This is a genomic window from Bradyrhizobium sp. CER78, from assembly GCF_029846235.1.
In the GTDB taxonomy this organism is placed as follows: domain Bacteria; phylum Pseudomonadota; class Alphaproteobacteria; order Rhizobiales; family Xanthobacteraceae; genus Bradyrhizobium.
Map to the genome: position 1 here is coordinate 1 of NZ_JARVWP010000039.1, position 10,866 is coordinate 10,866.

General features: G+C 65.0%; 13 protein-coding genes and 1 tRNA gene. 6 read left to right on the top strand and 8 right to left on the bottom strand.

The genetic code is table 11. From position 1 onward, the window contains the following. Positions 1-42: 42 nt before the first annotated feature. Both QDT69_RS37110 and QDT69_RS37115 read right to left on the bottom strand, forming a co-directional pair. On the bottom strand, positions 43-840 hold the full coding sequence (locus tag QDT69_RS37110; protein WP_279711410.1) for a DUF2927 domain-containing protein: 798 nt from the start codon (positions 838-840) through the stop codon (positions 43-45). Positions 841-933: 93 nt separating this feature from the next. Next, entirely contained in the window at positions 934-1,506 is a 573-nt protein-coding gene (locus QDT69_RS37115) for a L,D-transpeptidase (RefSeq protein ID WP_279711411.1), read from the bottom strand. A 225-nt stretch (positions 1,507-1,731) separates the two neighbouring features. On the opposite strand from QDT69_RS37115, the gene QDT69_RS37120 reads away from it, so the two are divergent. Both QDT69_RS37120 and QDT69_RS37125 read left to right on the top strand, forming a co-directional pair. After that, a complete protein-coding gene (locus tag QDT69_RS37120) occupies positions 1,732-3,279 on the top strand; it encodes an acetolactate synthase large subunit (protein ID WP_279711412.1) in 1,548 nt (515 codons plus the stop codon). A 292-nt stretch (positions 3,280-3,571) separates the two neighbouring features. Next, positions 3,572-4,108: a hypothetical protein gene (locus QDT69_RS37125; RefSeq protein WP_279711413.1), complete on the top strand. Its 537-nt coding sequence runs from the start codon at positions 3,572-3,574 to the stop codon at positions 4,106-4,108. A 365-nt stretch (positions 4,109-4,473) separates the two neighbouring features. On the opposite strand, the gene QDT69_RS37130 is transcribed toward QDT69_RS37125, so the two are convergent. Continuing rightward, on the bottom strand, positions 4,474-4,716 hold the full coding sequence (locus QDT69_RS37130; RefSeq protein WP_279711414.1) for a hypothetical protein: 243 nt from the start codon (positions 4,714-4,716) through the stop codon (positions 4,474-4,476). Between the two features lie 180 nt (positions 4,717-4,896). Here QDT69_RS37130 and QDT69_RS37135 point away from each other — a divergent pair, with 180 nt between their 5' ends. After that, complete coding sequence (locus QDT69_RS37135) at positions 4,897-5,037, top strand: hypothetical protein (RefSeq protein WP_157863344.1); 141 nt, start codon at positions 4,897-4,899, stop codon at positions 5,035-5,037. Between the two features lie 68 nt (positions 5,038-5,105). On the opposite strand, the gene QDT69_RS37140 is transcribed toward QDT69_RS37135, so the two are convergent. Further along, complete coding sequence (locus tag QDT69_RS37140; protein ID WP_279711415.1) at positions 5,106-5,477, bottom strand: DUF4118 domain-containing protein; 372 nt, start codon at positions 5,475-5,477, stop codon at positions 5,106-5,108. 323 nt (positions 5,478-5,800) lie between these two features. Here QDT69_RS37140 and QDT69_RS37145 point away from each other — a divergent pair, with 323 nt between their 5' ends. Continuing rightward, the gene (locus tag QDT69_RS37145; protein ID WP_279711416.1) at positions 5,801-5,959 is read left to right on the top strand and encodes a hypothetical protein; all 159 of its coding nucleotides are present in this window, start codon (positions 5,801-5,803) and stop codon (positions 5,957-5,959) included. 133 nt (positions 5,960-6,092) lie between these two features. Here QDT69_RS37145 and QDT69_RS37150 read toward each other — a convergent pair. From QDT69_RS37150 to QDT69_RS37160, 3 genes are all read right to left on the bottom strand, one after another. Continuing rightward, positions 6,093-6,167 (bottom strand) — tRNA-Val (locus tag QDT69_RS37150). A 110-nt stretch (positions 6,168-6,277) separates the two neighbouring features. Next, positions 6,278-7,585, bottom strand: coding sequence for a hypothetical protein (locus tag QDT69_RS37155; protein WP_279711417.1), 1,308 nt, complete (start codon positions 7,583-7,585; stop codon positions 6,278-6,280). A 142-nt stretch (positions 7,586-7,727) separates the two neighbouring features. Continuing rightward, positions 7,728-8,333 carry a DUF1134 domain-containing protein gene (locus QDT69_RS37160; RefSeq protein WP_063695545.1) on the bottom strand — a complete coding sequence of 202 codons (606 nt, stop codon included), beginning with the start codon at positions 8,331-8,333 and terminating at the stop codon, positions 7,728-7,730. A 153-nt stretch (positions 8,334-8,486) separates the two neighbouring features. On the opposite strand from QDT69_RS37160, the gene QDT69_RS37165 reads away from it, so the two are divergent. Further along, positions 8,487-8,951 carry a YHS domain-containing (seleno)protein gene (locus QDT69_RS37165; RefSeq protein WP_279711418.1) on the top strand — a complete coding sequence of 155 codons (465 nt, stop codon included), beginning with the start codon at positions 8,487-8,489 and terminating at the stop codon, positions 8,949-8,951. A gap of 90 nt (positions 8,952-9,041) precedes the next feature. Here QDT69_RS37165 and cysQ read toward each other — a convergent pair whose 3' ends face one another. Continuing rightward, on the bottom strand, positions 9,042-9,866 hold the full coding sequence (gene cysQ / locus QDT69_RS37170; RefSeq protein WP_279711419.1) for a 3'(2'),5'-bisphosphate nucleotidase CysQ: 825 nt from the start codon (positions 9,864-9,866) through the stop codon (positions 9,042-9,044). A gap of 151 nt (positions 9,867-10,017) precedes the next feature. Here cysQ and QDT69_RS37175 point away from each other — a divergent pair, with 151 nt between their 5' ends. Next, positions 10,018-10,665 carry a histidine phosphotransferase family protein gene (locus QDT69_RS37175; RefSeq protein ID WP_279711420.1) on the top strand — a complete coding sequence of 216 codons (648 nt, stop codon included), beginning with the start codon at positions 10,018-10,020 and terminating at the stop codon, positions 10,663-10,665. The last annotated feature ends 201 nt before the right edge of the window (positions 10,666-10,866 follow it).

The window sequence follows — 10,866 nt, forward strand, 5'->3', positions numbered from 1 at the left end:
GCGGTGTTTCTGGCGAGCGCCATGCACCGACCCCCGCCACCCTCACTCCAGATGGTTCACCTTCGCCACCCAGGCACGGACGTCGGTGAGCACGTCGGGCAGCGCGGCCTTGACCTCCTGCACGGTCATGCCAGGCTTGATGCGGGGGTCGTAGAGCAGATTGAGCAGATATTGGTCGTAGACGTCGAAGAAACCCATCGAGACGCTGTCGTTGAACATGGTCCACGGCACCGTTGCGGTGTCGTTGATCGGGCCGAGCGACTGCAGCAGCTCCTCATAGGCGCAGTCGAGGAAGACGAAGTCGCCATTGTCGACGGTGAGGATGACGTCGGAATGTTCGATCTCGTAGTTCTCGTTCTTGCGGAAGCCGGACAGGCATTGCGGGTCGAGCGAGGAGCGGATCTCCTTGGCGCGCTCCTGCCCGTAGTAGGTTGCGATCGTGCGGTAGAGCTCGCGGTCGCGCACCATCTTGACCACGACATTGGCCGCGTCGTGATTATCGGTCATCGCGATGTCGAGATGCTGCACCTTGCTGCGGATGTCGGCGACGACCTTGGCGAGCTGGGCCTTGCGATCGGCGCGGTTGCCGTCGGCAAACACGCGTACCGCCCTGTCGTATTTGCGGATGCGGTCGACCCGTCCGGCGAGATGATATTCGGCGCCGAACGCCGTCTTCAGGAAACCCTCGACGATCTCGGCGTCGGTGAACACCTTCTTCTCGTTGCGCTGGCGCGCGACGATGGCCGGCACCTCGGCGGCGGCAGGCACGGGGATATCAGCGAGGCAAGCGGCGAGCGTTGCGGCGAGAACGAGCAGGATCGAAGGGCGGTGCTGGGACATTATGACAACGCTGCCGCAAGGTGTGCGGCAGCGCAAGGCGGGATCGGCGAACTTGCCGGACGGCGGCGCCCGATTCCGTTGAAATCGTCGCGATCAGTTCTTCACAACGACGGTGGCGCCGACCGAGACCCGATTGTAGAGGTCGGTGACGTCGTCATTGGTCATGCGGAAGCAGCCTGACGAGACCGCCTGGCCGATCGTCTCCGGTTCGTTCGAGCCGTGGATGCGGTACAGCGTCGAGCCGAGATACATCGCGCGCGCGCCGAGCGGGTTCTCGATGCCGCCGTTCATGTGGCGCGGCAGATCCGGGCGGCGGTGCAGCATCTGCGACGGCGGCGTCCAGGACGGCCATTCCTTCTTGGCGGAGATGCGGTGGACACCGCTCCATCGGAAGCCGTCGCGGCCGACGCCGATGCCGTAGCGCAGCGCCTGGCCGTTCGCCAGCACCAGATAGAGCCGGCGCTCAGCGGTGTTCACCACGATGGTCCCGGGGGCGTAATTGGTCGGGTAGTCGACGGTGGCGCGCGGGATCGGGCTTGCACCGCCGCCGCCGAAGAAGCTCGGGGCGTCGGACTGGTAGCCACGGGAGTCGAAGAATTGGGCGTGGGCCTTGCCGGCACCCGCCAGGATCGTGAGCGCGGCAAACATCAAGGCAATCGGGCGCATGGTCGTCCCCCTCGCGAACAATCAAATATGTGCTCAGAGAGGCCACAATTGCCGGCGTTTCGCAAGCGACGAAGCTGTGACTTTAGGCACTTTCCGGCAACACGGTTTAAAAAGGCAACAGACCGCAGGCGATACCTGCATTGTCCGGTCAAACCTTTGACGAAGCGGATGAAGAATGGTTGATCTGGAGCGACTACAAGAACATCTCGAAACGGGAGCGAGAGCATGAACGGTGCGGAAAGTCTGGTACGGACATTGGTCGCGGGCGGCGTGGATGTCTGTTTTACCAATCCGGGCACCTCGGAGATGCATTTCGTCGCGGCGCTGGACAAGGTCCCGGGCATGCGCTGCGTGCTCGGCCTGTTCGAAGGCGTGGTGACCGGCGCGGCCGATGGCTATTTCCGCATGAAGGGAACACCGGCCTCGACCTTGCTGCATCTCGGGCCCGGCCTCGCCAACGGCCTTGCCAATCTGCACAACGCCAAGAAGGCGCATTCCGGCATCGTCAACATCGTCGGTCAGCACGCCACCTACCACATCGGCTACAACGCGCCGCTGACATCGGATATCGAGGGCCTGGCGCGGCCGATGTCGTCCTGGGTGCGCACCTCGCCGGATGCCAAGTCGGTCGCGGCCGATGGCGCGGCGGCGATCGCCGCAGCCAAGAGCGCGCCGCCCCAGATCGCAACGCTGATCCTGCCCGCCGACACCGCCTGGAACGAGGCCGACGGCATCGCCGAGGCGCCTGTCGACACGCAGCGCCCGAGCTATTCGCCGCAGGCGGTCGACACCGCGGCGAGGATCCTGCACGGCGATGCCGCGCATACGCTGCTGCTGGTCACCGGCAGCGCGCTGACCGAGCACGGGCTGGCGCTCGCCGAGCGCATCGCCGGCAAGACCGGCTGCACCGTGATGGGCCAGACCTATCACCCGCGCATGGCGCGCGGCCGCGGCCGCTTTTCGGTCAACCGCATCCCCTATGTGATCGAGCAGGCGCTGCCGATCCTGAAGAATTTCCGTCACATTGTATTGGTCGAGGCCAACGATCCGGTGGCGTTCTTCGCCTATCCGAACAAGCCGAGCATGCTGAAGGCGGAAGGCTGCGAGGTGCATCGCATGACCGCCTGGGGCGAGAATTCGGTCGCAGCCCTCGAGGCGCTGGCCAATGCGCTGCATGCGACGGCGCAGGACGTCAAGCCGCAGCAGCATCCGGAACTGGTCAAGCCGACCGGCGCGCTCAACCACTCAACGATCGCGCAGGCGATTGCGTGCGCGATCCCCGACAACGCCATCATGGTCGATGAATCCGTCACCACCGGCCGCGGTTTCTTTCCGCCGACGGCGGGCGCTGCGCCGCACGACTGGTTGCAGAACATGGGCGGCTCGATCGGCTTCTCGACGCCGGTGGCGACCGGCGCCGCGGTCGCCTGCCCGGACCGCAAGGTGATCTGCTTGGTCGGCGACGGCAGCGCGATGTACACGATCCAGTCGCTGTGGACGCAGGCGCGCGAAGGGCTCAACGTCGTGACCATCGTGTTCGCCAACCGCATCTACCAGATCCTGCGCGGCGAGTTCGACGGCGTCGGCGCCGGCGAGCCGGGCAAGCGGGCGCAGGACATGCTGAAGATCGATCGGCCGACGCTCGATTTCGTCGCGCTCGCAAAGGGCATGGGCGTGCCGGCGGTGGCGGTCACGTCAGCGGATGAGTTCAACAAGGCGCTGGCGAATGCCGTCGCCGAGCCGGGCCCGCGGCTGATCGAAGTGCAGATGTAGCAGGGCAGTCTTCAACGGCCGCGGTGGCGGTCTAAAGCGGGATGAATTCTTGATTGAAGCGGCTTGGTGTAGTCCCGGTCCACCTCTCCCCGTCGGGGAGAGGTCGGATTGCTCTCGGCGATGCGAAGCATCGTCCGGTGCAATCCGGGTGAGGGCTCTTGCTCTCTCGATAAACCGTCACCCCTCACCCGATTTGCTGCGCAAATCGACCTCTCCCAAGGGAGAGGTGAACTTTCGACGCCACTCCAGCTCAACCTAGTCTCATCAGGGTCCAGTCCAGTCGGAGGCGCCAATGCAGACCGAGCTGAACAAGGTGATCGCCGCCGTGCAGGAGTTTTACGCGCAGGAGACGTTCCTGCTGGAGCGCGATCTCGGCGAGCGAACGCTTACTCACCGGCTGGCGGTCTATGTCGAGCGACAGTTCTCCGGCTGGCAGGTCGACTGCAACTATGATCGGCTCGGCGAGCGCACGCTGCGGCTGCCGCGCGGTTCTGGGAGCTCGACCGATGACCATCTCGGCAAGTCGATCTATCCCGATATCGTCGTGCATCAGCGCGACATTCCGAACAATCTGCTGGCTATCGAGCTGCGCAAGGACAGCAATCACCAGCCGCTCGAGCACGATCAGCGAAAGCTGGCCGCGCTGACCGATCCGAACGTGTGGTTTGCCTATGCGATGGGCGTTCTGGTGATCGTCGGACAGAGCGGCGTGAGCTTTTCCGAAGTCTATGCCGGCGGCGCGATCGACAGCGCCACGTCGCGCTGGTTCGCCGAGCGCGTGCAAGAGAGCGGGCTCGCGGCACGGCACGACGATGGCGCTCAGCATTAAGCCTATCGACGATTCCTGCTGCGGATTGCGGTGATAGCCCGTTTGGATCATGCGTCGCCGCTGCGCGCACGGCAGAACAGAAGGTGCGGGAGGTGGAGCAATTCCTGGAGCCGGTGGTCAATTTTCAGAACGATCCAATGGCGGTGCGGATTATCGGCTCTGCGCCTCTTTCGCTCCCTCTCCCGCACTTCAATTCGCTGGCCTAGCTCTCACTGGTCCAAGCTCTCCTGTTTCAAGCCGGCGGCGCAGCTGAATGCGACGTCAAAGGCCGAGGCAGCATCCGCACCGAGACAGTAAAAAGGCCGCCTTCGGGCGGCCTTTTCCGTTTCGTCGTTTCCGCGATCGCGGTGTGGGATTGTTTCTGTTTATTGCTCGGTCGCATCGTCGCCGGTCGCGGCGGCGCCGGACTTGGTGGCGTCAGATTTGGCCTTCGATTTCTTTGCGCTCTTCTTCGTTTTCTTCTTTGGCGCCATCTTGGTCGCCTCGCCCTTGGCCGCCGTGTCGCCGCTTTGGGCGGCTGGGGCCGTGGTGCCGCCTGCCTTGTCCTGCGCGAGCGCGGCGGACGAGACGAAGGCGAGGGCGGTGGCGGCGAGGATCAGTGTTCGCATCGGATGGTTCTCCCAAGTTGGTTTCCGGCGCCCCTCAACGGGACAGAATGTCGCAGGTTCCGCGAGCCCGATCAGCAGTCCGTGAGTTCAGCGTGAACGGCGCGGCCGGCGCGATGTGGGCGGAACCTGGAACCGGGAGCTGCGTTATGTCGCTGGGCAGGAGTTCCGAGGAGAGACGCCATGCGCTGGCGGTCAATGACGGAAACCACCAACACGGTGCTCGACACCGCCCCGGAGAACACATTCTACGCGGTGGGCTGGACGGTCAGCGGCGTGGCGACGCTCGCCACCATCGTCGCGGTCTGGATGTTCGGGATCTGAGGGCGAATGATCGCCGCGGGCAACCGGCTTGCCGCCACCGGCGGGGAGTTCGGGCCTGCGCCAGGCGCCTACTTCCGCAGGATGACCAGTGCCTCCCGATAGAGCTGCGAGAAACACACCAGGAGCGCGCTCGACAGCACGAACATCGCCATGCTGTCGTAATCGGCCGCGGTCGGCCAGGCGAACTCGAAATACGGCGGCATGAACGCCCACCAGACGATCGGAAGCGTGATGATCGTGGCGAAGGCGCCGGCTGGCGCGCCGCCCATCAGGCCGGCGATCAGGATCGCCGGCACGAAGCCCGCAAAATAGAATTGCATGCCGAAGCTTGCGAACATTTCCTGGGTGGCGGTGGCCAGCACCACCGCCAGCAATGCGACCACGAAGGTCGACAACGACCAAGGTCGCAGCTTCAGAATGTAATCATTACCCTTGCGCATCGAGACGTCCCGGCCCCCTCGCGAGTTCCGGGAAGGTAGCCGAGGAGGCCTGCAAACAAAACCCCGTATGACTCCGAGGGGCAGGGTTGTGTGCGATACAGTGAAAAGGAATCGGTCCGGTCAAGCCCCTGCCGCATTGTCGCGCTTATTGCACCGCAGCAGAGTGATCGTGGGACAGCGCAATACTGGAAATTCTGACTGTCGTTGTCGTCACCGCGATCGGGTTCGTAGCCGGGTACGGCGTCCGCGAGCTGATCTCGCGCCGCCGACTGCGGACGCCACCGCGGGGGCATGCGCCTCAGCTTCGGGCCGCGAATGACGACATGTCTGCCCGCGCCTGGTATCGGCCGACCGGCACGCAACCCGCCGATCAAGCCACCCCGCCATCCGGCGAGCTCGACGGCGCCGTGCGCGATCTGCTCGGCACACTCGGACGACGCACCTCCAACCCGTCATCGACACCCCAGCGCCGCCGGCAATGAGCCGGACTGCCGGCCGCGTCGCACGCGCGTCGGCTGCTTTGCATGGGGTTGTTTTCGAGATTTTTGATGCGGCGGTCCCAACGGCGCCGGAATGTCGACAATCGTCCGCAGCCGGCGATCCAGGGAGGGGGAATGGTGGACGCACAAGGGATCGAACCTTGGACCTCTCCCGTGTGAAGGGAACGCTCTCCCGCTGAGCTATGCGTCCGGGATATGACATGCCAACGGCCGATGCCGGCCGGTCGAAAAGTGGCGCTTCGTCAGAGCGTGCGATTTACGAAGTGCCGGGTAGGGGTGTCAAGCCAAACCCTGTGTAAATCAGGCGCCTTGCTGTCGGGCGCGGGAGGCGTGTGACTGCAGCGCCCGGATGCGCTCGGCGAGCGTGCCGCCGCCTTCGGGCATCCCGCTGCCCGGCGGGACGCCGTTTGCGGCACCGCTGGCGGGCTTGGCGGCGGGCTGCAAGGCGATCTTGGCCGGCACGGTCGGCTCCGCCGCCAGCATGGCCTCGATCGCCGAATTGGGGCCCTCGAGCTGGATCGCGAGCTTGGCCACTTCGGCTGCGATGTCGTTGATGCGTTCGCGCAGCAGCGCGTTCTCCATCCGCTCGGTCGCCCAGGAGCTCTCGGCCTGCTGCTGGATCGCGTTGATGTCGCGCTGCAGCTTGCCGCGTTCGTCGCGGGCTGTGCGCAGCTGCTCCTCGACTGCGGCCTTCTCCTGGCGCAGCTGCTCGAGCACGGACGATTTGCCGCCGCCCGCTGCGGCGATCTCCTCGCGCAGCTCCTGCACCGTCCGCTCCGCGGCCGCGTTGGCCTGCTTGAGCTGGCCGTTCTCGAATTCGCGCTCGGCGAGCAGCTTGCCCTGGGTCGCAAGCCGTGTCTCGAGGTCGCTGACGCGGTTACCGAGCATCTCGGCCTCCTTGACCTGGACGATCAGCTGACGGTCGAGGTCGGTGACGCGCTGGCTCAGATTCTCGACCCGGCCGCGCGCATCAGCGAGATCGCGCGTCACGGTCTCCGACTGGCTGCGCTCCTGGGCGAGGCGCGCCTCGGTCGCCGCGAACTCCCTGGCGGCATCGCCGACACGGTTCTTCAACTCCTCGACCTGGGTCCGCACCGCGACCAGCTCGACCTGGCGGCTGTCGGCGGTGATCGAGCGGTCGCTGAGCTCGGCATTGATCCTGCCAAGCTCGCCCTGCTTGTCGGTCAGCGCCTGCTCGGCGTTGCGCAGCAGCTCGGTCTTGGCGCCGAACTCCTCCTCGGTGGCGCGAAGCTGCTCCTTCATCGCCTTCTCGCGCGCTTCCATCGCGAAGATCGCGGCGTTCTTCTCGCCCAGCTCGATCTTCATGCGGTTGATCGCGTCGGTCTTCTTGCCGAGCTCGGCGAGCTGGCTCGTGGTCTTGCTCTTGAGCTGGTCGACGCTCATCTCGAGCCGGCGGGCCGACATGGCGAATTCGGCACGGAGCTGGTCCTTGTCGGCCTGGATCTCGGCCATCGACAGCGGGGTGGCCGCCTCCATCCGGCGCGTGGTCAGCCGCACCGCCCGGTTATGCACCAGGGGTACGATCATCAGGCCGCACAGCATCGAGATCAGGAAACCGATCGCCGCGTACATGATCGGCTCGATCATGAAGGGTCACTCCAAAGAAAGCAGGAATTTGTTAATCACAATGCCACGGCGGGCCGGCCAAAGGCCAGCCCGTTTGCCGCGTTAACCTGAATCGCTAACAGTGCCGGAGCGCTTGGCGCAAGGACCCGTTCGAGGCTGCGACCTAGAACGGGTTCCAGGTCGCGCGCGGGGTGTATTTGAGATAGCCGACGCTGGCGCCGAGCCGCAGGCCGATGCCCGAGCGAATCGGGACCAGCACGATGTTGTTGGCGGTCAGCGCCGTCATGCCGAAGCCGCCGACGATATAGGCCGAGCCGTCGATGCCGACGAAGCGCTGGTAGATCGCCTGCGTCGAAGGCAGGTTGTAGACCAGCGTCATGGTGCGGGCGCCGTCGCCGCCCCAGTCGAAGCCGACCGAGGGACCCTGCCAATAGACCCGGAGGTCGCCGGCGTTCTTGGTGTAGAGCGTGCCTTCGCCATAGCGCAGTCCGGCGACGAACGCGCCGGAGCCTTCCTCGCCGAGCACATAACCGTTGGGCAGACCCCATTGGCTGACCGCGCGCTCGATCACGGAGGCCAGCCCGCGCGAAACGTTGCCGAAGAACTTGTGTCCGGCGCCGACCAGTTCGTCGGGCCCGTAAGTATACGGGGTCTGTTCACGCTGCGGCGGCGGATATTGCGGTGGTGGGGGCTGCTGCGCGGACGCCCCTGCGCTCCAGCACATCAGCGCGGCAAACGCGACCGCGGCAAGGCGTGATGCGAAAGTCATTAAGAACCCCTGCTATCGAAATCCGGGCGTTGCCCTTTAACCTGATGCCAACAGGCACGGCTCTAGGTTGCGCCCAGTGTCCCCTCGACTCGGATGTTATCGGTATCAACTATGACGGCACAACGGCAGGAAAGATATGGATCGTGCCGGGGCATGGCGTTTTTCGGCCTGTTGGCGGGCATTTTGGCGGCCATCTGCCCTGCTTTGCCTGTTCAGGCCACCACGACCGAGCGCGTGGTGACGAACCGCTACTCGGGCCTGGCGATCGAGGGATTCGATCCGGTCGCCTATTTCACCGACGCCGCCGCCACCCAGGGCCGGCCGGAATTCGAGGCCGCCGAAAGCGGCGCGGTCTGGCGCTTCCGCAACGAAGGCAACCGCGCCTCGTTCGTGGCGCATCCTGAAATCTACGGTCCGCAGTTCGGCGGCTACGATCCGACCGATCTGGTGCGGGGCGTGACCTGTGCCGGCAATCCGCGATTCTGGGCCGTTGTCGGGAACAGGCTCTATCTGTTCAACCGGGAACATAGCCGCGATGCCTTCGCCGCCGATCCCGCGCGCTTCCTGAAGGAAGCCGCGGCACGCTGGCCGGAGCTGGAAGAAGATCTCGCGCAGTAGTCAGCTCTTTGTCCTGAGCATGATCTCCGCGCAAACGCGTTCCGCGTTTGTCGCGAGGGAAAACCGCCTCGCACTTTTCCGGATCGTGCTTTAGGCCGCGGCGGGGTCGCCCCAGGCAATGAATTCCGGCACCAGGAAGTCCTCGCGGCCGAGCCCGAAATGCAGGGGGTGCCCGTGCGAATCGGTCACCTTGCCGCCGGCGGCGACGACCACCGCGTGACCGGCCGCCACATCCCATTCGGATGTGGGGGAGAGGCGGGGATAGATATCGACCGCACCCTCGGCGACACGGCCGAACTTGACCGCCGATCCCAGCACGGCGCGGACCGCGCCGCCGCGTTCGTCGATGAAGGCCTCGGTGCGTGCATCACCATGTGAACGGCTCACCGCAACGGTCCAGGGCGCGCCGCGTGGCGGGCAAGGACGGGACTTGATCGCCACCGCCTGCGAAGCCGCGCCGCCCTTCAGTGTCAATCGCTCCGCGCCCTTGCCGACGATGCCGCGCCAGATCAATCCGAGCGCCGGCGCGCCGACGATGCCGAGCAGTGGCACGCCGTGCGTGACCAGCGCCACATTGACGGTGAACTCGTTGCGGCCGGCGACGAACTCCTTGGTGCCGTCGAGCGGATCGATCAGGAAGAAACTGTCCTTGTAGGGCGGCGTCGCCAGATGCACGCGCTCCTCCGACAGCAGCGACACATGCGGCGCCAGCCGCGTCAGCCCTTCGACGATGATGTGGTCGGCGGCGAGATCGGCTTCGGTGACCGGCGAGCCGTCACTCTTGCCGGTCACATTCATGGCGGAACGGTTGACCGCAAGAATCGCCTCGCCGGCGCGGATCACGAGCTCGGTCAGCTGGTCGAGCAGTGTGGCGGCCTTGTCGCAGTCGACGGCGGGCGATTGTGCCTTATTCATGGGCGGCTCTCATATCCTGTTCGTCTTCCCCTGAGATCATGATGCCAGCCCCGCCGCACGCTGGCAGCATCCGTCTGCCCGGTGTATCAAGCCGACAGGCATGCGTGATTCGCACTCCTCGGTCGGCGTGCGGCTTTCCAGGAAACAATTGATGTCTGGCACTTCGTCTCCCGGTCCCGCTCCCGATGCGCTCGAACTCGCGGCGCTGTTGTGCTCGCGGGTCTGTCACGATCTCATCAGTCCGGTCGGCGCGATCGTCAATGGCCTTGAGGTCCTTGACGACAATCCGAAGCCTGAAGATCGCGACTTCGCGCTCGATCTGATCCGCAAGAGCGCCAAGACCGCGTCGGCGCGGCTGCAGTTCTGCCGGCTGGCATTCGGCGCCGCCGGTTCCTCCGGCGCTCAGATCGACCTCGGCGACGCCCAGAACATGGCGAAGGGGCACATCGAGGACGGCAAGGTGACGCTGACCTGGAATCTGCCGCGGCTGCTGCTGCCCAAGAATCGCGTCAAGCTGCTGCTCAACATGCTGGTCATCGCGCAGCAGACCATCCCGCGCGGCGGCACGCTCACCATCGATCCGGTCGGCGAGGGCGAAACCATGACCTTCCGTATCCAGGCCGCGGGCCTCAATGCGCGTGTGCCACAGAACATCGTCGACCTGCTCAATGCAAGCTCGCCGAACACGGTCGATGCACATGCGGTGCAGCCGCATTACACGCGCCTCTTGGCTGAAGCCTGCGGGTTGAAGGTGACGCTCGTGCTCGACGGCGACAAGGTCATTATCGCAGCGTCCTGAACGCGGCCGCGGCAACATCATTAATCAAAGGTTACGACCGGCCGCGCGATTCAATCGCGCGGCCTTATCTCTTTGTTGATCCCGTTCTTTTCCATTTGCTCAACCAAACTTAAACGCTTTGCGGAGAAGCTGACCCAAGTTCCGTCAGGCGCGTGGATGTCGCGCGCCGCAGCGTTTTCGGCGTTTTTCGAAGGTTGGTTT